General features: G+C 69.6%; 18 protein-coding genes and 1 pseudogene. 13 read left to right on the top strand and 6 right to left on the bottom strand.

The annotated features are described in order from the left end of the window. Positions 1–4: 4 nt before the first annotated feature. On the bottom strand, positions 5–2,125 hold the full coding sequence (locus tag ABT288_RS34090; RefSeq protein WP_351616194.1) for an AIPR family protein: 2,121 nt from the start codon (positions 2,123–2,125) through the stop codon (positions 5–7). After that, positions 2,059–2,670 (bottom strand): helix-turn-helix domain-containing protein, encoded by a 612-nt coding sequence (locus tag ABT288_RS34085; RefSeq protein ID WP_351616191.1) that lies wholly within the window; start codon positions 2,668–2,670, stop codon positions 2,059–2,061. Before ABT288_RS34085 ends, ABT288_RS34090 begins: the two co-directional genes overlap by 67 nt. 114 nt (positions 2,671–2,784) lie before the next feature. Here ABT288_RS34085 and ABT288_RS34080 point away from each other — a divergent pair, with 114 nt between their 5' ends. Further along, positions 2,785–2,985 (top strand): hypothetical protein, encoded by a 201-nt coding sequence (locus tag ABT288_RS34080; protein ID WP_351616188.1) that lies wholly within the window; start codon positions 2,785–2,787, stop codon positions 2,983–2,985. 466 nt (positions 2,986–3,451) lie between these two features. Here the strand turns inward: ABT288_RS34080 and ABT288_RS34075 are convergent, their stop codons facing one another. After that, positions 3,452–3,670: a hypothetical protein gene (locus ABT288_RS34075; protein WP_351616185.1), complete on the bottom strand. Its 219-nt coding sequence runs from the start codon at positions 3,668–3,670 to the stop codon at positions 3,452–3,454. Between the two features lie 236 nt (positions 3,671–3,906). Here ABT288_RS34075 and ABT288_RS34070 point away from each other — a divergent pair, with 236 nt between their 5' ends. The 4 genes from ABT288_RS34070 to ABT288_RS34055 all read left to right on the top strand — a co-directional run bounded on the left by ABT288_RS34070 (position 3,907) and on the right by ABT288_RS34055 (position 8,842). Beyond that, positions 3,907–6,888 carry an SCO1167/SCO6262 family helicase gene (locus ABT288_RS34070; protein WP_502972894.1) on the top strand — a complete coding sequence of 994 codons (2,982 nt, stop codon included), beginning with the start codon at positions 3,907–3,909 and terminating at the stop codon, positions 6,886–6,888. After that, positions 6,885–8,228 (top strand): SWIM zinc finger family protein, encoded by a 1,344-nt coding sequence (locus ABT288_RS34065; protein ID WP_351616180.1) that lies wholly within the window; start codon positions 6,885–6,887, stop codon positions 8,226–8,228. The genes ABT288_RS34070 and ABT288_RS34065 overlap by 4 nt, the downstream gene beginning before the upstream one ends. Further along, positions 8,225–8,356, top strand: coding sequence for a hypothetical protein (locus tag ABT288_RS34060; RefSeq protein WP_351616177.1), 132 nt, complete (start codon positions 8,225–8,227; stop codon positions 8,354–8,356). Before ABT288_RS34065 ends, ABT288_RS34060 begins: the two co-directional genes overlap by 4 nt. A 72-nt stretch (positions 8,357–8,428) precedes the next feature. Next, positions 8,429–8,842 (top strand): DUF6233 domain-containing protein, encoded by a 414-nt coding sequence (locus tag ABT288_RS34055; protein ID WP_351616214.1) that lies wholly within the window; start codon positions 8,429–8,431, stop codon positions 8,840–8,842. A 251-nt stretch (positions 8,843–9,093) separates the two neighbouring features. Here ABT288_RS34055 and ABT288_RS34050 read toward each other — a convergent pair whose 3' ends face one another. After that, positions 9,094–10,446, bottom strand: a complete 1,353-nt coding sequence (locus ABT288_RS34050; RefSeq protein WP_351616175.1) for an endonuclease domain-containing protein — start codon at positions 10,444–10,446, stop codon at positions 9,094–9,096. A gap of 520 nt (positions 10,447–10,966) precedes the next feature. Here ABT288_RS34050 and ABT288_RS34045 point away from each other — a divergent pair. Together ABT288_RS34045 and ABT288_RS34040 are read left to right on the top strand one after the other, a co-directional pair. Further along, complete coding sequence (locus ABT288_RS34045) at positions 10,967–11,326, top strand: hypothetical protein (protein WP_351616172.1); 360 nt, start codon at positions 10,967–10,969, stop codon at positions 11,324–11,326. A gap of 109 nt (positions 11,327–11,435) precedes the next feature. Then, positions 11,436–12,341: a helix-turn-helix transcriptional regulator gene (locus ABT288_RS34040; RefSeq protein WP_351616170.1), complete on the top strand. Its 906-nt coding sequence runs from the start codon at positions 11,436–11,438 to the stop codon at positions 12,339–12,341. Positions 12,342–12,896: 555 nt separating this feature from the next. Here ABT288_RS34040 and ABT288_RS34035 read toward each other — a convergent pair. After that, positions 12,897–13,427 carry a hypothetical protein gene (locus tag ABT288_RS34035; RefSeq protein ID WP_351616169.1) on the bottom strand — a complete coding sequence of 177 codons (531 nt, stop codon included), beginning with the start codon at positions 13,425–13,427 and terminating at the stop codon, positions 12,897–12,899. Positions 13,428–13,865: 438 nt separating this feature from the next. Between ABT288_RS34035 and ABT288_RS34025 the strand changes: the two are divergent. Continuing rightward, a pseudogene (locus ABT288_RS34025) lies at positions 13,866–14,361 on the top strand (replication-relaxation family protein); the annotation flags it as partial. Between the two features lie 241 nt (positions 14,362–14,602). On the opposite strand, the gene ABT288_RS34020 reads toward ABT288_RS34025, so the two are convergent. Continuing rightward, positions 14,603–15,952 carry an NsdA family TPR-like regulatory protein gene (locus ABT288_RS34020; RefSeq protein WP_351616163.1) on the bottom strand — a complete coding sequence of 450 codons (1,350 nt, stop codon included), beginning with the start codon at positions 15,950–15,952 and terminating at the stop codon, positions 14,603–14,605. Positions 15,953–16,162: 210 nt separating this feature from the next. Here ABT288_RS34020 and ABT288_RS34015 point away from each other — a divergent pair, with 210 nt between their 5' ends. The 5 genes from ABT288_RS34015 to ABT288_RS33995 all read left to right on the top strand — a co-directional run bounded on the left by ABT288_RS34015 (position 16,163) and on the right by ABT288_RS33995 (position 20,522). After that, positions 16,163–16,597 (top strand): ATP-binding protein, encoded by a 435-nt coding sequence (locus ABT288_RS34015; protein ID WP_351616161.1) that lies wholly within the window; start codon positions 16,163–16,165, stop codon positions 16,595–16,597. Further along, positions 16,594–16,941 carry a DUF6415 family natural product biosynthesis protein gene (locus ABT288_RS34010; protein ID WP_351616158.1) on the top strand — a complete coding sequence of 116 codons (348 nt, stop codon included), beginning with the start codon at positions 16,594–16,596 and terminating at the stop codon, positions 16,939–16,941. The genes ABT288_RS34015 and ABT288_RS34010 overlap by 4 nt, the downstream gene beginning before the upstream one ends. 16 nt (positions 16,942–16,957) lie before the next feature. Continuing rightward, a complete protein-coding gene (locus ABT288_RS34005; RefSeq protein WP_351616155.1) occupies positions 16,958–18,064 on the top strand; it encodes a radical SAM protein in 1,107 nt (368 codons plus the stop codon). 129 nt (positions 18,065–18,193) lie between these two features. Further along, positions 18,194–19,240 carry a hypothetical protein gene (locus ABT288_RS34000; RefSeq protein ID WP_351616152.1) on the top strand — a complete coding sequence of 349 codons (1,047 nt, stop codon included), beginning with the start codon at positions 18,194–18,196 and terminating at the stop codon, positions 19,238–19,240. A 334-nt stretch (positions 19,241–19,574) separates the two neighbouring features. Continuing rightward, on the top strand, positions 19,575–20,522 hold the full coding sequence (locus ABT288_RS33995; protein ID WP_351616150.1) for a hypothetical protein: 948 nt from the start codon (positions 19,575–19,577) through the stop codon (positions 20,520–20,522). Positions 20,523–20,620: the final 98 nt, after the last annotated feature.

Raw genomic sequence — 20,620 nt, 5'->3', positions numbered from 1 at the left:
GCGCTCACTCGCCGGTGTCCCGGAGAGCCTTGGCGTCCCAGAGCGCTTCGGCGAGGTCCGCGAGGCTGCCTTCGCCCGGGATGATCCAATATCGAGGCCCCTGGACGGCGCTCCATGCCTCACGCCACTCGGCGCTCTGCCAGATGTGCCGGATCAGTCCGTTGACCGAGTACAGGCGTCCGTCGGCGGCCCAGCGCAGCGGATGCCGGGTGTCGTTGCTCCAGGTCGCGAGGTAACGACGGGGGTCCTCGTCGAGCCAGCGGCCGATGGCCCGTTCTTCAACGCGCCCTGGTTGGTACAGCACCTGCGTTCCGTCGGGAATCCGCCGGTGTTCGACGAGAAGACGGGCCGAACTGGGTCTCCGCGACCGTTGCGGAGGGGACGCGACCACGAGCTGCGGGGTCTGCTCCGCGTCCGTGAGGGTTCGTACGGCCGTCTCCGCGAGCAGGCGGCACCGCCCAGTCTCCCGGAAGATCGTCGCCACGAACGAGTTGCTGCCGAAGAGGTCGTCCACCAGCGGAATCAGCGCTGCCAGCACCTGGCGTACGCGGCCGGACACGTCGACCAGCGCGTGCTCCCACTCGGTGTCGGGATCGTCGATCCCCTCGGCTCCGTCGAGCCGGAACACCAGGTGGGCGACGAGCAGGCCTCCGCGCTCCGCGATGGCAGCCGCGCGCCCGGTCAGACCGGGCTTCAGCTCGTGGAGGGCCTCTCGGACGGCACGGAGCAGGAGGACGGAGCGCCAGATCTGCAGGGCGCTCGGCCGGCGGCCGAACAGGCGGGTGTACGTCCCCTCCGGCGTCGCCTCCCACAGATGCTCGGTTGAGGCATTGGCCAAGGCGCTGAGGGACGCGTCGGGGTGGCCGCAGGCGAGCGCCACAGCCGACTCCTCGAGCGAGCAGCCCGCCGCCGGCGTGGGAACCAACTCGCCCCGTCTGAAGACGTACTCCTTGTCAAGGGTGGCCCGAAAGTCTTCCCGGATGCGGCTCTGCACCTCGTCGAGGGCGATGAGGTCGCGGGAACCCATGCCGTGTTGGGTATGGGTAGCGGCGACGACGGACCGGGCGAAGCCCTCGGGTGCGTTCGCCACCGAGATGAATCGCACCGGGACAGCGGCCAGCGACACGTTCTCGGGATGCTTATCGTACGCGTAGTAGACGGAGGCGACGGTCTGGGCGCCGTTCACGACGGCGGCCCCTTTGAGCCGCAGTCGCACCGGGGCGCCTACGACGGGGCGGGAGAAGAATTCGGTCTCGACGGAGTCGCATAGCACCGTGATTCCGTTATGCAGGTACGAGAAGGTCTCGGGGGCAGTCCGCAGTGTCTCCACGAGACCGAGATTGAGTGCTGTCACGCCGAGGTTGCTCCGGAGGTTCCGGTCGAACAGACGGGCCCCGTGTTCCTGGTACCAGAGGGCGACCTCGTCGGCCCCGACCAGCCCACTGAACGTCCGGTGCGGGATGTCCTGCGTGTACCAACTGCTGAGCAGGGTGGCGACGAGTTCGACGTTTCGGGTCAGGGCACCTCGGTGGGCAGCGGCGTGGAAGTCAGGGAGCGCCAGGACGTGGCACTCGACCGCGGCGCCGAAGTCCGCGGCGGCCTGCTCGATCACCTGGCGGGCCTGGTCTTTCGACGCCTGTTCACCCATGACCGCCACGACGAGGTGCACCCGGCACTCCGGCGATTCGAGGATGTCGCGCACCCGATCGGCGTGCTGCCGCACCCGGCGGTTGAACCGGTCGAAGTCGCGGTTGTCCAGCTGCCGCAGACCATGCAGCAGTTTCAGGGCGCCTTCTACACCGAAGCGTGCCTTGCCCTGCTCGCTCCACTTGGCTTGGACGAGCCACAGTTCCGGCGCCGAGGGAGAGCAACCGATGGCGTCGATCCCCTGGTCGTCCCGGCCGTCGGTGACCCACGCCGCGGCCTCTGTCGGTGGGCAGCCGGTGAGCAGCTGGAGCGACATGGCTGCCAACGCACGGTTGGCGAAGATCAGTTCTATCTCGCTGGCGCTCCGCCCCTCCACGTCTCCGAGGTCGATGAGGCCGTCGTACTCCCGCCTCAGAGCGTCCCGGATGCTCCCGACCGCCTGGGCACGCGTCGCCTCCGCGCCCTCTCCCTCGCCCATGAATGCCCCCACATCGTCCGGTCGACCCATCGTACGTTCGCGGGAACCGGCCTCCAGGTCAGCATTCGACTGCGCCCCTCGGCCGCCTCACTCACCGCCTCGGCCAGGACCTCGTCATGGGCGCGACGCACGTAGCCGGGCAGCGCCCGCTGCGCCCGGGCGCCCACACCGGCTGCGGCGGTGGGGGTTCCGGCGGGATGGACTTCCAGGTCGTGAGGATCCCAGTGCTCGATCGGCTTGCCGAGCCCTTCATCCCGCACACACAGAGGACCGGCCGTCTCGCCTGCCGCGGCCCGGCGCAGCTCCAGCAGCTCCTGCTTCTGCTTGGCCGACAGGCCCAGCTCGCCGGCCAGCGCCGCCACCGTCGCGCCGGACGGAAGGTGCCCACCGTCTTTGAAGGCCTCCTGGACGGTCGTGCGCGATCGTCTCGCCCGGGCGGCGAGCTGAACCTTGGTCAGCCCCGCGTCAGCCAGGGCGTCTTCCAGCCGCTTGCGCAGCTCGGTGAGCGCCGCCTCACGCTTCTCGGAATCCTCGCCCACCTGCACCCCCGGCCCTGCGTGTGTTCAACGGTGTTCATCATTGTCCGGCCGGACCACGACGCACACCGTTTCCACGACCTTCGGTCACGTCAACAACCCATCTCTTACGGAGAGATTGCCGTGACCCACATCGCCATCGTCCTGCTCGCCGCCGCCCTGGTCATCGTGCTCGCGCTCCTGGCCGCCGCAGCCGCTGGCACACTCGCCCGCCTCGACGGCGCCACATACCCTGCCGCCCTCATGCGCGCCGCCACTACCTTCGCCGCATTCCTCACTCTCGCCGCCGCTGCCACCGGAGCACTCGCCCAGTTCCTGTCCTGAGCCTGCCGGCCCCACCGCACCATGCTGTAGGCGGCGCCATTCCCGGCTGGCCAACCTCCGCAAGTGCCCCGGCCACCGCACCCTGAATGGGCCTGCTCAGCAAGTGGAGGAGTTCGAGATCGAGTGCAGGCGGTGCTGGGAGACCAACTACATCCAGGGCCGCCCCAAAGGCTTCCGGACCACGACCCACTACCCGCTACCGGGCGAGTGGACATGCTTCCCGACCCGGCCACCGGACACACGGTGGCGTCAACAACAAGATGGACCCCGTCGAAGCCCAACTGCACACCGCGGTCTGCTCGGCAAGGTGACACTCGCCGCAGCGCGGAGGGCACTCGCCACCGACTGGACCACCGCCTTACAGAAGCCCGGCGTGAGCCGACAGCATCTCGCCGCACTCAGCCCGTCTGTCAGCTGTTCGGCACCCAGCTGCCTGCGGCTGACCGACCGTGATGCTCGCAGCCGGTCAGCGGATGGCACCGGTCCAGTCGAAATGCTCCGCATCACCGAGGCGCGGGTCATAAATGGCCCGACTGCCAGCGTCGAGCTGCCCCAGCTCGGTGGCCAGCGCGACACCGGTGCCGGCCTCCTCCCGCGTGAAGCCGGTGATGTCAAGCAACAGGCCGTCCAGCGGACCGTCGCCGGTCGGCCCGCGGGCGGCTGCGCCCAGCGCGGACGACGCCATCGACTGTGCAGGCGCGGCCGTGCAAGGTCGTCGTCCACTGCGCCGGTCGGCGTCACGCTGGGCACCGAGTCGCTCAAGGACTGGGTGCACGCACGCTCATACGTCCTTTGGCCAGGCCGCGGGCGCCCGTCAGGGGCCGATAGCATTTCGCCGTACAGCTTGTGGATGCGCGATGACAAGGCGTGACGGTGTCGCTTCAGCGCATACCCGGACCCCGGCTCGAAGGGCATACGATCATGGCGCGTATCCTCCAGGTCGTCGAACTGGATGGGCCTGCCGGGCAGAGGAAGCCGGGAGCGGTTGCGCCGGCTGCCTCAGCCGCGCTCAGCGCATGCGAAGCGGTCTTCCTGCCCGGAGATCCGGCCAGGGAAGGCCGTGTGGCGTTCTGGCGGGCGGACGGCGGCGAGCTGCCCGACTGCGGTGTGGAGCTGGGGGAGCTCACCGTCGTGCGGCCGCACGGGAACGGGATCCGGCGGCGGAGGGTGAGCGCGGTGCTGCTGCCGGTCGCGCAGGCGGTGCCCGTACTCACCCGCGCTCGCGCCATGGTGCCAAGCGGCAACGCCTCCGTTTCCGCTGCGTGGTGGGGAGCAGGGGTCCTGATCGCGCTTCAACTTGCTGCGCGGGGGCGGCTGCTGCCGGGGCTGAGCCCCACCGGGTTCGACGCCTGGCGGCTCGGTCCGCTGGACGGCGACGACGTGCGCCGGATACGCGATCTCGCGGCGGCGATGCCGCCGGAGGCGCGCGCGGTCCCGCTGCCGGGCTCGTCGCCCGTAGCGCTGCCCGCCGCCGAGCCGCTGCTGCGGGCCTTTGTGGATGCGGTCGCGGACGGCCTGCCGCGCTCCCCGGCAGCGCGCCATCTGATGGCCGGTCCGGCCTTCGCTGTTCGGATGCCGGTGTCTATCCCCGAGCAGCGTGAGTGGGCGGCCGAGGTGGCCGCCGGGATGGACGCGGGTGTGCGCGTCTCCCTGCGTCTGGAGGGAGACAGCGACGCGTGGGACGGCGGAGACTTCGGCGACAGCGGCGGCGCGGGGCCAAAGTTCCGGGCCGTGGTGCAGCTGCACAGCCTCGCCGACCCCACCCTGGTGGCAGATGCGGCCGAGCTGTGGGCCGGGGCTGCAGCCGCTCAGGAGCAGTTCGGCGCCCGTACCCGTGTCGACGCGCTGCTGGCGCTGCGCCGCGGCGCGAAGGCATGGCCGCCGCTGTCGCGCCTGCTCTCCTCGGCCGCGCCCGATGTGCTGCAGCTCGCCGACGACGAGCTGCTGGAACTGCTCGGCGAGGCTGCGGAGCGGCTGGCCGCCGCCGGAATCCAGGTCCACCTGCCAAAGGGCCTGACGAAGGAGCTGACCGCGACCGGCCTGCTGGAGCCGCCCCGGCGCAAAAAGACGCCCTCGGACCTGGAGACCTTCCTCTCCTCCGGTCAGCTCCTTGAATTCCGCTGGCAGTTGGCGCTGGGCGGGCAGTCGCTGACCGAGGAGGAGATGGACCGCCTCATCGAGGCGCACCGCCCGGTGGTGCGGCTGCGCGACCAGTGGGTGGTGGTCGACCAGGCGCTGGTCCGCAAGGTCCGCAAGCAGCGCGGCCGGGAGCTCACCGCGATCGACGCCCTGGGCGCGGCGCTGACCGGCGAGGTGGAGATCGACGGCACGTCCGTACCGGTCACCGCGGGCGGCGCTCTGGAGCAGTTGCGTGCGCGGATCGCGGAGCCGGAGGCGGGCCGAGACGCCGCATCGGCCGCCGCCGGCCAGCCCGCGATGCTCGCAGCCACCCTGCGCGGCTACCAGCTGCGGGGCCTGGCTTGGCTGGATCGGATGATCTCCCTCGGCCTGGGCTGCTGTCTCGCCGATGACATGGGCCTCGGTAAAACGATCACCTTGATCTCCCTCCACCTGCGCCGTCACGAGCGATCGGCCCACGGCCCCACCCTGGTGGTCTGTCCGACGTCCCTGCTCGGCAACTGGGAGCGCGAAGTGCAGCGCTTCGCACCCGGCATCCCCGTACGCCGCTTCCACGGCCCGGGCCGCACCCTGGACGACCTCACACCGAACGCCTTCGTCCTCACCACGTACGGCACACTGCGCCGCGACGCGGCGCTCCTGGCCGATACCGCTGTGCCGTGGGGCCTGCTCGTCGCGGACGAGGCGCAGCACGTCAAGAACCCGTACTCCGACACCGCGCGGGCGCTGCGCACCGTCCCCGCCGGCGGGCGCATCGCGCTGACCGGCACCCCGGTTGAGAACAACCTCTCCGAGCTATGGGCCCTGCTCGACTGGACGACACCCGGTCTGCTCGGCACGCTCACCGCCTTCCGCGACCGCTACGCCCGCGCGGTCGAGGCCGACGGCGACCAGGAGAGTGCTCACCGTCTCGCCCGCCTGGTCCGTCCCTTCCTCCTGCGCCGCCGCAAGTCCGACCCTGGCATTGCCCCCGAGCTACCGCCCAAGACCGAGACCGACCAGCCTGTCTCGCTGACGAAGGAGCAGGCGTCCCTGTACGAGGCGCTGGTGCGCGAGTCGCTGGCGGCGATCGGCGAGGCGGACGGAATGGCCCGGCGCGGCCTGGTGATGAAGCTGCTCACCGGCCTCAAGCAGGTCTGCAACCACCCGGCGCAGTACCTGAAGGAGAAGAACACCAAGCTCGCCGGCCGCTCCGGCAAACTGGAACTGCTCGACGAGCTGCTGGATGCGATCGTGGCCGAGGACGGCTCGGTACTCGTCTTCACCCAGTACGTCGAGATGGGCCGGCTGCTTCAGCAGCATCTCGCAGACCGTGGCATCGCGGCGCAGTTCCTGCACGGCAGGACGCCGGTGAAGCAGCGCGAGGAGATGGTCGACCGCTTCCAGCGCGGCGAACGGCAGGTCTTCCTGCTCTCCCTCAAGGCTGCCGGCACCGGCCTCAACCTGACCCGCGCCGGCCACGTCATCCACTTCGACCGCTGGTGGAACCCGGCGGTCGAAGACCAGGCCACCGACCGCGCGTACCGCATCGGCCAGACCCAGCCGGTGCAGGTGCACCGCCTGATCGCGGAGGGGACGGTCGAGGACCGGATCGCGCAGATGCTCAAGCAGAAGAAGGGGCTCGCGGACGCCGTGCTGAGCCATGGCGAGGCGGCACTCACCGAACTCTCCGACGCCGAACTGGCCGAACTGGTAACGATGCGCCACAACACCACGCCTTGGAGCACAGACCGTCAGCGCACCACGAGGGGAAGCCGCACGTGAGCCCGCGCCCGACGAAGCCCCAGCAGCGGGCCCAGGATCAGCTCGCCCGCACTTTCCCTCCCTTCCCGCCGGCTCCCGGCCGCCGGGGCGGTTTCGCCTCCACCTGGTGGGGCCAGGCATGGGTGTCGGCGCTGGAGGAGTGCTCACTCGATTCCGGCCGCCTCACCCGCGGTCGCACCTACGCGCGGCGCGGATCCGTGGGCGAGATGACCGTGTTCCCGGGCCGGATCAGCGCCCCGGTGCAGGGCAGCAGGCCGCGGCCCTACCGGGTGTCATTGGCGATCCCCGTCCTCAGCGACGCAGCATGGGACCGGCTCCTCGACGCGGTGGCGGCACGCGCCGGGCACATCGCCGCACTGCTGGACCGCGACATGCCCACCGAGCTGGTCAAGGACACACTTGAGGCCGGCGTACGGCTGCTACCGTCCGCCAACGATCTGGAGCCGTCCTGCTCCTGCCCCGACTGGGGCTATCCGTGCAAGCACGGCGCCGCGCTGTGCTACCAGGTCGCACGCCTGCTGGACGAAGACCCCTTCGTGCTGATGTTGATGCGCGGCCGCGGCGAACAGCAGCTGCTGGACGAGCTCGCCCGCCGCAACGCCGCCCGCGCGGCATCGCAGGCGGCAGCCTCGGCCTCGGCTTCAGCGTCGGTTCCGTCCCCGCGAACTCCCGCCCCACCCACAGGTACACCGGCCCGGGAGGCCTTCGCGGCGCGCGCCGACCTGCCACCGCTGCCCGGACCGCCGCCCCTGCCCGAACGCACCGGGTACCCGCCCGTCTTCGAGGCGTCCTCGCCCGCCGAACCAGGCATCGACCCCGAGGCGCTTCAAACCCTGGCCGCCGACGCAGCCGAGCGCGCCCGTCGCCAACTCGCCGCCGCGCTGGCGAACGACACACCACCCGATCCATCTGACCTGACGGAGTGGCAGGACGCTGTGCGCATCGCCGCCGAGCACCCACAGACAGTGGTCTTCGCCCGGATCTCCGAGAGCACCGGTCGCCCGCTGATCGAGCTCGCCCAGGCGGTACGGGCCTGGAGGTACGGCGGCACGGCCGCACTCTCTGTCCTGGAGGACCCCTGGACCCCGGACCCCTCGGTAATCAACCGCGCCCGCGCCTCGCTCGCCGAGGACTGGGCGGACGGACGGCCTCCCCAGCTGCGCGCGTGGCGCAACCGCTTCACCGTCGTCGGCCGCGACCGCCAACTGCGCTACGGCCGCGACGGCCGCTGGTATCCGTACGGCAAAGAGGACGGCGCCTGGTGGCCCATCGGCCAAAGCGACCCTGACCCCGCCACGGCCCTCGCAGCGCTACTCGAGCTCCAAGATCACCGCTCGTGACCATAACGTCACCTCAAGGGGCTCCGATCTTCGTCATACTCCCCGACGCCCAGGAAGTCCGCGGACGGCTGCACGCCCGCCGACAGGTGAAGGACGGCTGGCTCTACCAGGTAGGAATCCTGGTGTGACAGAACGGTACAAACGGCTCCGCCGAACCCGCCGAGCAGCGAGTCTGGGTAAGCCCCGCACACGCACGCCCCATACCCGGCGTCTCCTACGAGCACGTCCCGACCCACCGTCTGTCCCAAACAGACACCCCCTCCCACAAACGCCCGCCCGCATGGACACTCCAGTACCTCCCCCACCGCCCCGGACACCCGGGCGCCACACTCCTCCACGTCATCGGCTGCACCCCCAGCGACCGGACACTCACCCAGGAAGAGGCCCTCGCCGCGCTCCGCCAACCCCGCACAGCAGCCTGCATCGAGTGCGACGCAGCCCGATCCCTCACCCCGCAACAGCAGCCAACCGACCACAACCGCCAGACCCAACAACAGCGCGACGACGAATCTCCGCAGGACACGAACCCCAGCGAAACGCCCCCCCATAACCGCCCAGCCCGAAAGAGCGGCACGACGACGAACAGACAGAGGCACAGCCCCGACGGCAGCTGATCACCGCCGGCGCGGGCCCGCGCCAGCAACCCACCGCTGGTCACCCCCGCCAATACGAACAGTCCGAACAGGCGTTCCTTCTGCCGGGGGTCCAGGCCCTGGGCGCGGCGGGTCCCAAAGATGTCTGAGGTGTGGGGCTGCTTGTGGTGTTGGCGGAGGCACGCGGCGGGTTTCGTGGGCGTCCGGGTGGGCTGCGAACCGGCGCCGGGCGGGTGTGGGTTGCCGTGGGTGTCGGATCTGGTGCTGTTCACTCAGAACAGCGCCAGGCCCTCACCGCTGGTGTCCGCGATGACTGGCCGGAACCGGGCGGGCAGGCCGTCCAGGCGGTCGGGTCCCGCCGCGGCGGCCACGGCAGGGGCGGCCTCGGCCAACCAGGCGCCAAACCGCTCGACGGCTTCGCGGTAGGGGACTTGCGCCAGAACACGGTGCTCGCCGGAAGGGCAGAAGTCGACGGCGACAGTGAGCAAGCAGGAACCGGGCGCATTCTGACTGCCCGCCCAGGACACGCGCAGCACACCACAGGGTTTACGCGCGCGGGAACCGCGGACATCGCGGTGGGTCGGGCGCAGCGATCGGCAGGCCACGTGGGCGGTCCATGCGGCGAGGTGTGGAAGCGGCAGGGTGGTGCGGGCGCGACAGCCGGGGCAGCGGTGCCAGTGGTAGAGCCAGTCGGCGGCGTGGGTGACAAAGAGGCGTGTGTAGTGGTTGGCCACGCGAATGTCGTTGCTGTACAGGTGGTCGGGTCGTTCCTGTGTGTTGCAGGACTGGCAGACGGGAGCGCGGACGTAGCCGTGTTCGTGGCAGTGATCGAGTACCGTGGCGGGAGCGGTACGGCAGATGGCGCACGCCCACCCAGCCACCTTGCGGGAGGTGCCGGGTCTCCTGCTGAGTGCCGAGTACAGGTGGCCTTGCAGTTCCCCGTTGTACGGGCGCAGCGGGCCGGTTGAGCAGTCGTGGCTCGTCGTCTGCCGGCCGTCGGCGGTCCGGGCCTGCCAGCCGTGGCCGGGCGGCTCGGCGACGGCCGTGTTCCCCCGGCAGGTCCGCGCGGCTTGCAGCCATTGCGTTTCGGTGTGCTCGGCCACATCCAGCAGCCTGACCACGGCGCGCGGCAGCCACCATGTCCGCGCCGTCCGGTCGCGAGTTCGCTCCACGAGTAGCCGCCGCCAGTCGATCCCCGCCAGATGGGACGGCCCGCCGCCTTCACGTCGTGCTGCCCGCTCGGACTCGCCCAGATCCTGCAGTTCCCGGGTGATGCGCTGGCGCCAGCGCAGCAGCGTTGTCTCGTTGCACTCCTTCTTCGGCGCGCCACCAAACGGACCGATGCGGACCAGGTCCTGGCAGTCCATCTCCACCGCGTTCAGTTCCGCTGCCGCCCGGCGCACCTCAGTCTCCAAAACACTCCAGTGGCCGCCGCTTGCCTTCACCATCGCCACCACACGGCTGCCGAGCAAGACGTACCCCGCCCGGGCATGAGCAGGAGAACAGGTGAACGCCGCGGAAGCCGTCGGCACAGCGCTGCCGGTCGTCATGCCGGCCCACAGAGCGTCCGCAGCGCGCAAAGGGATCAGGCCGCCGCTGCGCCCCGGAATGACACGCTCACGCATACCGACAGGCTAACGGCCCACACCGACATGCTCACAGGGGCGGCCTTTGTGTGCACAACTTGCTGGCATTGGGCGATCAGGAAGACAAAGTGGACAACGGAGGTGCCGGTCTCAAGACCATCGGCGGTACGGAACAGCCGCCTGCGCACCGTCAGTCCGGGCTGTCGCTGCTCAGCCACACCGCGGCGCAGCCGGTTCACCCCGCCCGTATCCCAAGGTTGAGCAGGTACGGGGAACAGCTTCCGCGCACACTGGTACATCGCCGACGTGATCCGGCACGCCGAGCAGTGCGCTGCGCCCAACCCCGTCGTCGTCTGCCCAGGCAACCGGGGCCGGCGTTCACCGCCGTCAAGACCAGGTGCGGGCGGCGCTGGAGAAGGCGCCTCGCAAGGAACCGAACTGGCCCGCCGCGCCATCCGCGCACTCTGCGACGGCTGCACCGTTCACATCTGATGACCACCATCTGCCGCGCCAGGGAAAGCCGGCGGCGCGGCAGGCGCCCCTTACAGTGGATGAGGAGATGACCACGGAGACGAACCCCACCGCCCTGCTACTCGATCTCGCCGCCCAGGCCCGGAGCGTGAGCGACCCGGACACGCTGCACGGCTTGCTGTCTGCGGGCCACAAGGCCTGGTGCGAGGGCGTCGCCGACGTCCGGGCCGGTGTTGACCGGGAGACGGCGAGCCAGTCCGACGCCGAGCTCGCCGAGCGGTGCACCGCTGCGGGCGCGCCGTGGGAGGAGGGGATGACGCGCGGCGAGGCGGTCTCCGCTCTCGCGTTCGCGACCTGGGACACCGCGCCGGCCGCCATGGCCTACACGGAGCTGGAGGAGCGTGCGGCGCGCTTCGGGGTGTGCCTGCTACGGGAGGAAGTGCTGTAGGCCAATTCGGCGTCAGGCTGGACAACAAACCACCCATTTGGCATTATCGAACATGTCGCGCCTATTCGAGCGCCGGCATCGCCTTGCTGATCCTGCTGAAGGGGACCTGATGTCTTCCGCCGAGCGGCTCGTTGACACCGCGCAGATCGTGGCGGAGTTCGGCACGAGCAAGCCCCGGATCAGCGACTGGAGTAACAATCCGGACAGCGGCTTCCCCGCAGTCGCGCGCACAGAAGGCCGCAAGCGGTTCTGGCACCACGACGAGGTCGCCGCCTTCTTCGCGCAGCGTGCCCCGAAGAAACGCACGCTGCCAGCCGCGGTACTCGAGGCCGACCAGGACGAACTGCTGACCAAACAGGAAGTGGCCCAGCTTCTCGGCTACACCCGCACCTCCACCATCGACGCCTACTTCCGCGACCGGCCCGGCTACTTCCCCGAGCCCGACGAGGACATCGACAGCCCGATGTGGCGCCGAGGCACGATCGTGGCCTGGGTCGCCAGCCGCCCCGGCAAGGGCCGGCGCAGCTCCGCCCCGGCGCCAGCCCGGCCCGAGGTGCCGGCGGACGGCGACCCCGACGAGCTCCTCGGCACGGCCGAGGTCGCTGCCCTGCTCGGCTACGGCAGCCCGGCCTCCTTCTCCAGCGCCCTCTACCAGGGGCGCATCCCCGAACTGCCCGAACCGGACACCCTGCAGAAGGAAGAAGGCAGCCGCGGCCCGGGCCGCAAGAAGTGGCGCCGGGCCACCGTCGTCGCCGTAGCACGCAAGCGCGGTGTACTGCCGCCGGCCGACCAGGACGAAAACGAGGACCTGGTCGGCGCCGCCGAAGCAGCCCGCATCCTCGGATACAGCAACGCCGACAGCTTCATCAGCGCACTCGGGCACGGCCTCCTGCCCGACCTCGAACAGCCCGACGGATACGAGTACCGGCGCGGCAGCGGCGGACGCCCCCGCCAGCAACGCTGGAAACGCTCCCGCCTCGAGGACCTCGCAGCCCGCCGCTCCTCGACCTCCTGACCACGACGCAACCTACCGCGACCCAGTCGGGATACCGTAAGACCGCGACCTCTGGTTGAAGGGATCGACGAACTCCCGGCGGACCAGACGCCGCACGATGGCCGGTATGGAGAGGCCAGCCACCCCTCCCCCGCGAAGCCACACAGCCTCGCGGAACCGGCCATCGCGGCGCATCCCCTGCCACTTCTGCCCCAGCCACGGTCGCCCGGTCGAAAGTCGCTCGCCGGTTGCGGGTCAGCTTGAAGCCGGACTACCAGTGGCACAAGCCTGGCGGGAGGGCAGGACAGCGGCGCTAACCTCCGCGGACTCGTCGCCCACCTACACCATCGTCGAACACCACCTGCAGGGCCGAGACCGTACCCGCGCCGACCTGCCCGGCAGCTACCGGCTGCCCCCTTCATACCCGAGTGGCAGCAGGACGCCGGACCTGGTCGCGTAGGAACGAGGAAGCCCCGCCCGTGCGCCTCGGGGGTATGCGCGCGGGCGGAGCTGCATGTGGGCGGTCAAAGTCGCTGTGACCAGCTACCCCGCGACAGCGTCGCTGAGCCGTCCGGGTCAATTCTCACCTTCGCCCGTAGACCGGGAGAGCGCCACTGCGGTTGAGCCGGTTGCGGATGCGGTCCATCTCCGACCACAGTCGCTGAGGGCCAAACTCGTGCACCACTGGCGAGTCCAGGAACCCGCCGCGACCGTCGCCCGCGCCCACGAGCCGTCCGGGTGCAGCAGCCACACCGTCCGGCTCTCGCCGTCCTGGTCCTGGCGGTAGATGAGGCCGGGCCCCTGAAGCTCCAGCATCGACATCGCGTCCCAGGCGTCCTCGGGGTACAGCAGCGGGTACCGGCTGGTGAAAGTGTGTTCGCCCTCGCCGTCCGCCGCGCCCTTCCACATGTCCTCGTCCTGGCGCTCGTAGTCGTCGCCGTGCCGGGTGCGCATGAACCCCGCCCGGTCGCACTCGATTTGACCCACCGCGCCGTCCGCCTGCTTGTCGGCGGTGAGGGTCAGCCCGGTCCCAGCGATGGTTGTGACCAGCCGGCCGCCCGGGCGCAGTGCCTGAAGCCACGACACCGGGATGGGGCGTACGGACACGGTGGAGACGATCCGGTCGTACCGGCCGGGAAGGGGCCCGGTGATGCGCGGAGAAGGTCACGAGCATCGACATCGACGAGCACCTTGTGACGTCGGCGGCTTCGGTGTTCGCCGGGTTGCAGTCGCTGGAGTCGTCCGGCGGGCAGGCCGTAGCGCTGCCCGGTGGGATGCTGCCGACGGTGTCCTTCCCACTTCTGCCCGCCGAATACCGCCGCCAGGCCCTCGGACTTGGCGTTGCCCACCGGCAGGAACCGGCCCAGCACGCACGGGGTGACCGTGCCGTCCGTCATCACCGCCGCGCGCCCCTTCGCGCACCGCCCGCACAGATCCTTCGTGCTCGGCAGGTGCCGCTCGCCGCGGCCGACGCTGCGCACACGGTCCCTGGTCACCGTGCGCACGCCGAGGGCTAGCAGCTCCTCGCAGGCCTGGCTGACGCGCTGTCCCTGGGACTGGACCCCTGAGGTGTCCCACTCCATCGGCGAGGGCGAGCGGATCGTGGCCGACGCAGTCATGTACTACACCGTCGTCGAGAGCGAGCACCGCCGAAAGCTGCGCGCCTTCGAGGAAGTCGACCGCAGCACCATGAGCAGCGAGCGGCTGGCCGCGAAACTGATCGAGTACGCCCGCCTGTTCCAACACGAGGCCCACCCCGTCGGCCGCCGAAAGCCGCACGCCCCCTCGGGCCTGCCTGGCTCCGCTGGTATCCGGTCTTCCCGCGTGTCCTCTTCGTGCTCACCGGTGCCTCCCGGACCAGGCTGGAGAATCGGATGAGCGATATGCAAGCGATGGTTGCCCACCACCCGCTCGTAACAGGCCTCGCCCTCGAAGTCCGGCTGGAGCCGCCGTGCTGGCAGACCTGGAGCAACGCGGTCCCGCTCAGGCCGTGTGGATGCCTCTCACCAGGGGCGTGCCTCGCCCGTGGACAGATCTGTGACTCGCCGATGCGAGCGACAGCTGTTGATCAGCCGCCGCCCCAGGACACCGGTCCTGGGGCGGCAGGCGTTTTTCCGAAGCGTGGGGGCCGCTTGCTTAGCGTCCTGCAATGCGCGCGCCGTCGGGCTGTCGTACGTGCGGGTGCAGCAGGGAGGATGCGGCACGCCCCGCCTGCCGCCGGGGCCGTATCGTGGGAGGTGCCTCCGGGGTTTGCCGACAGCTCCCCGGAGGTGCCCACATTTTCAGGCCTTGGCCGCAGCCACCTGCCGGACTCGCCCAGCAAGCTCCTTCACCGCGCGCGTCTTCGCGTACGGCGCCAGGTCCGTGCGCATCGTGACGAAGTGGTCGTCGCCGCGGACGGATGAGACGTGCTCGTACTCATCCAGGAACCGGGTCCACGACTCGCATGCGGCCTCCACGTGCCCGTACCGCAGTTGGCGCTGCGCGAGGACCGCGTAGGCGTGGACGCGGCCCTGGCGCTCCTGCGCGGGCTGCACGCGGATCGACTGCTTCATCGCCTCGATGCTGCCCGGCAGGTCGCCTTCTTCCATCAGCACGTGTGAGACGTGGAAAAGGTAGGCGGTCTGGTCGTAACCGCCGATCGCATCGCGTCGGTTGTCGGCTTTCGCCAGCGCCGTCTCGGCCTGGCGCAGCCGTGCGTGGGCCTGACGCCGGTCGCCGACCATGGAGGCCGCGTGTGCCTGCTGTCCCCGCAGGAATGCCACCAGGCGGGGGCCGGCCGACGGTGCCGCCTCAGCCGCCGAGTCCGCCAACTGAAGTGCCATCCGGCCGTGCCGCAGGTTCGACGCCTGGAGGGACATGCCGCGCAGCGTGCGGCAGTAGGTGACGTGGTCCCCGGCCTCGTCGGCGAGCTTCAGCGCCGTCGCGTAGTACGTCTGCCCCAGGCCGTGTGCCCTCTCGTACATGGCCATCCAACCCGTCAGGTAGGTCAGGTCGGACGCGGCGGCGAGCATGTCCTGCTTCACCGGCTCGGAGGCCTGCGCCCGCAGCCACGGGCCGACGGTGTTGACGAGGAACGCCGCCGCCATGGGACGCGCGTGGCCGGCGCCGAACTCGTCCAGGATGTCGGCGATCCGCTCCGTCATCGAGCGCACCGAAGCGACCTGGGAGGCACCGATCCGGGTTGTGGCCTTGCCCGGGGTGACCGGGTCGTCGGCGGCCCGGGCGCTGCTGCTGAACGCGGGCACCGTCAGCGCGGCAGAGAACAAAGTCGCGGCCAGGACACCGCGACGGGATGGATCCATATCTGCCCTTCCGAGGTCGATCAGCTCCTCCACAGTGTCCGCTGGTTCGGAGCCGCCTGCGCGGCAGGCGGGCTGAAGCCCGGCTTCCGCGTGAGTGACCGGTCGCCCTAACCGGGCGGACAATGCCTCAAGGATCAAAGGCCTGACCTCGGGTTTCGGCGGCGTACCAGCGATCCAGTGCGCGACGGCCGTCCGGTCGTACGTCAGCTGCAGTCCGGCCTGCGGGCCGAGCCGGTTGACTTGCTGCGCCAACTGCGTGCGCGTCCAACGTGCCTGCTCAAGCAGCCTGTCCAAGGCTGGATTGGGCGTGCGCTTCCTCGTGGCCATGTCTCAACTCCCGACAGCTCCATGGCGTTCACGGTGTTCACGGTCGCACCTACCGCCCACGGTACCCGCAGACAGTGACCGCGCGATTACCTCTTACGAGGAAAGCGACTGATCTCGGCCTTGGGAGCAGCGGTGACGAGCGCACCACCCTTGAAAACTGGCTCGGCGACGCCAACAGGCGGCCCCTGCATAGAGCGTGGGCGCCCCCGCGTGGCCGAAGACCTGATGAGCGTGTGCTTCTGCGTCTCCCCCGGCAGCAACGGGTGCGACGTCGCCGAGCCGGACGCCCGCCGCGTGCAGATGGCCCGCCGGGTCACCGCGGCCTGGCTGCGCTACTGCGGCCTGCCGGACCTGGTCGACGACGCCACGCTCATCGTGTCCGAGCTGGTCACCAACGCCATCGTGCACAGCAGCGGATCACAGGTCACCCTCACCCTCGCAGTCCGCGACGGGTTCCTGCGGATCGCCGTACACGACGAGACGCCCGGCGAGATCGCTGCGCGCAATGCCGGCAGTGATGCCGAGTGCGGCCGCGGACTGTTCCTCGTGGACCACCTGGCCGCCGCTCACGGCGGCACGTGGGGAACGAGTGATGAGGGGGCCACCACCTGGTGCCGCCTCGCCCTTGCCGGAGCGCGCCAGTGAACACACACGCCGCTACCGACATCACCTCGGCGCCCCTCGACGCCGTCCTGATCCGCCAGAGCTACAACACAGTGCTCCTGGCCACCGGCCACCTGCCGCAGGAGCAGCGGGCCCATTTGGCGGGGCTGCTGCGCGGGCACGCCGGGCTGCTCCTGCCCGAGGTCGAGAACCAGATGCCGCACATGCGCCGCGAGTGGCGGCACACCGCGGAGCACGTCGTGCGCCGCACACACCACGCCCTCGACGTCACTGCCGCCGAGTTGTGGCGGGCTGAGCGCCTGCACGATCTGGCAGCCCTGACCCGTTCACTCCTCACCCTTCACCAACAGTTCGGCCCCGCCTGAAGATGGGAGACGTACGGTGCACAGTCTGATCACGAGTCCGTTCCTCGGACAGTACCTCGTACTGCGGCCCGGCCACGGCCGCGGCGTGGGCATACCCGAGTCCCGCTATGAAGAATTACGTGTCGCCGTCGCCGACGACCGGCCGGCCCCGTCCTGGCTGCACGAGGCGACCGCGCAGGCCTGGCAGATGCCCCTCCCCGACGGCGGCCTGCGGGAGACCGTCCTGGTTCGCGAGCGCTCCCCGTACGGGTACGCGAAGGCCTCGTGGGAAATCAATCTCGGCTGTGACCACGACTGCGGGTTCTGCTATCTCGGGGAGAAGCGGTTCGAGGGCCTGAACTGGGACGACAAGCTGCGCCTGCTCACCATGCTGCGGGATGCCGGCGTGCTGTGGCTCCAGATCACCGGCGGTGAGGCGCTGATCGACCGCGAGTTCGCCGCCGCGTACGAGTACGCCACCGGGCTCGGCATGATGATCCAGATTTCCACGAATGGCTCCCAGCTCCACAAGGTGCGGATGCAGGAGCTGTTCGCACGGCTGCGGCCGTACCGGCTCACGGTGAGCCTGTACGGGGCGACCGGGGCAACCTACGACGCCATCACCCGCAACCGCGGCGCCTTCGACCGGTTCACGCGCGGTCTGGATGCCTCCCGGGAGGCGGGCTTGCCCGTCCGGCTGAACGTCATCGTCGCCGAGGAGAACGCTCACGAGGTCGACGCCATGGTCAGCCTTGCCGAAGACCGGTGGGGCTTCCCCTACCAGGTGTTCACGAACATGTCCCCGACGATCCACGGGGAAGCCGAGCCCCTCGCCTCGCAGGCCCAGAAGTACGTCAAGACCCGCCGCCTCTTCACCGGCTGCAACACGGGCCACACCTTCTTCCACGTCAACCCGCACGGGATCGCGTCCGTCTGCAAGATCGGCCGCGACCCCAACGTGAACCTCATGACGGAGGGCCTGGAAGCCCTCCCCCGGCTCGGCGGCATCTCCGAGTCCCTACAGCTCCGCACCGGTGGATGCTCCGGCTGCTCCAAGGTCGGCACCTGCAGGACGTGCCGGCCGCGCCACCTCGTTCCGTACAGCGGCCAGCATCGTCGTTCGTCGTCTTCGAAAGCTCAGTGACAAGGGGCTGCGGGAGCAGACCGCGCGGTGGCTTCGGCCAGACGGACACGGCGGTCCCGCGCCTGCCCTCATGAGTGTCCTGGGCCCGGGCCCCCGCGTGTCGGCAACGTCTTGGGAGGGGTGATCGTCATGGAGCCGCTTCCCGGCATCCGGATCCGACGCCTGCGGCTGGCTGGGATCGACCGGTCCTATGACGTCGACTTCACGATCGAACAGCAGGTGCGGAGCCTGTCTGTGATCGCTGGGGCGTTCAGCTCGGGCAAGACCGCGGTGCTCGAGTTCATTGCGTACGGGCTCGGTGCCAAGCGGCACCCCCGTCATCAAGAGGTACTGCGAAGGGTCCGCTCCTGCCTCTTGGAGGTTGAGCTTTCCGGTGAACCGCATGTGATCGAGCGGTCGGTGGGCGAGCCCTCGAAGGTCGCCTTCGTGCGTCGCGGAACGCTGGACAGTCGGCCCGCGTCTAAGGGCGAGAGCAGGCCGATCGATCCGGCCGGGGCCTCAGAGAGCCTGTCGGCTCTCCTTCTGGGCCACTGCAAGCTTGAAGGTGTCCAGTTGCGGGAAGCCCCTACCAGTCGTGAGTCCCGCACGGTTCCGCTCAGCTTCCGTGACCTGATGTGGTTGGCGTTCCTGCCCAACGAACGCGTCGCGGACAAGAACTTCCTCTTCGAGAACGACTACATGCGCAAGCACAAGCTGCGGCAGGTAGTCGACGTCGTCTTCGGTGTCCATGACGACCGTGCTGTCGAGCTCGGCCAGCGGATCCGGGAACTTGGCGGCCGGCTCACCCAGGCCAGGTCCGAACTCGCAGCAGCGCGTTCCTTCGTTCAGGAACAAGCTCCCACCGCCGTCACCCACGGCGAGGCTGTCTCGTCGCCCCTCACGTACGAGCAGGAGCTGGCCGATATCACCTCCCAGCTCGAGGCCCTCGACCAAGCAGCTCAGGCAGGGACAGCTTTTGCTGCTCAACTACGTCGTGAGCATCAGCAGGCCGCACGCGATTCCCGCCGGGCGGCATCGGTGCTTCGGGACTGCGAGACACAGATCGCGCGCCTGATGCCGCTGCGAGCGCAGTACGCGGACGATCTGCTCAAGCTCGGCATGCTGGGCGAGGCCCAGCAACTCTTCGACCCCCTGAGCGTCACCACCTGCCCGATGGTGTCCCGCCAAGTGGTGTAGCAGCGATCAGCGCGAAGGCGCAGGTCGTGGGTCAGATGCAGACAATCCCCGAGCCAACAGTCCTGACGCCGCGTCCGTTTCTGGCGATCATGACGCAGCGCTGTCGGCCTGGGCACGGCCTTCCCCGAGGTCAGGACCATGGGCTCTTTGTCTGCCACCCCGGCCATGACGCCCGGGCCGCCAGTAGGCAGAGGCATCCTGCAGGCTGATTGGGCACGTGACCTGCAGCTTCCTCGTGATCGCTTCTACACCACATTGTGGGACATGACCCACCTGCCCTGCCTGTCTGAATCGCCTGCCGGCCCCACCGACCGCCGCGGACGGGCAGTGCAGCATGTGTAGCCACGACCTGCCCGATGCTGACGGGGCACTAACCCTGGGGGACGCGGACACCAGCAGCCAAGCCGAGGGCAACCGCGTCAATGTCGCGGCCGAGATCCGATCGACCAAGGCCCGTCTGAAAGAGATCACCAACTACATCGAGGACCTGGACGAGGCACTGGCCACGCTCAAACTACAGGCCGAAGAGGCGGCCGTTGTTGAGGAGCAGGCGGCCGCCGCGCTGGACGAGGCAACGTCGCCCTCGGTATCGCCATTCCTTGTCGCCCGCGACGACCTCCACCGTCGGCGAGAGCAGGTACTCCGCCTCATCGACCAGGCTGAAAGCACCGCAAGGCTCCAGGAAGGGCTCGCCAAGCGCGCGGCCGTCGTAGAGCGGCACGAGGCGCAAATTGCCCGCTTGAAGGAGGAACTCGAGCAGCTCGGTGACGCGACGTACGACCGTGACCGCATCATCGCCCAGGTGAGCAGCCGCTACGGCGACCTCCTGCGTGAGTGGCGCTACCCCAAGCTCAGCCAGCCCTTTATCAAGCCCGACCTCACACCGTTCGTCCGCGGGGAGCCCTACCAGGAGGCGTCCTCTGGCGCCCGCACGCTCCTGACCTTGGCCTGGCAGCTGGCTGTCTTCGAGATCGCCGTCGAAACCAGCGCCGCGCACCCTGGCTTCCTCATGATCGACAGCCCGCAGAAGAACCTCGGTCACGGCGTGGGCACCCTCGATGCGGTGATCGCCGATGCCGTCGCCATCGACGACTTCTACCACCACCTCTCCGTCTGGCTGGCAGACCGAGGCGCCAAGGCGCAGCTCATCATCGTCGACAACAGCCCGCCACTGCTCGCGGAAGGCAGCGTGGTAGCCCGCTACAGCCGCAACGAGGACCAGCCCCCCTACGGGCTGATCGAGGACGAGACCAGCGCAGAACCAGAAGGGGCCAGACAGTAGAACTCCACGACACTGCAGCATGGCCTTGGCCCCTCCGGACGCTCTATTCCGGCACAGACCAGGACGGCGCCTTTAGCTTGCAAACAGCCGTACTACTC

The sequence above is a fragment of the Streptomyces sp. NPDC001093 genome, assembly GCF_040298985.1.
In the GTDB taxonomy this organism is placed as follows: domain Bacteria; phylum Actinomycetota; class Actinomycetes; order Streptomycetales; family Streptomycetaceae; genus Streptomyces.
This window is presented reverse-complemented; position numbering and strand designations above follow the sequence as displayed.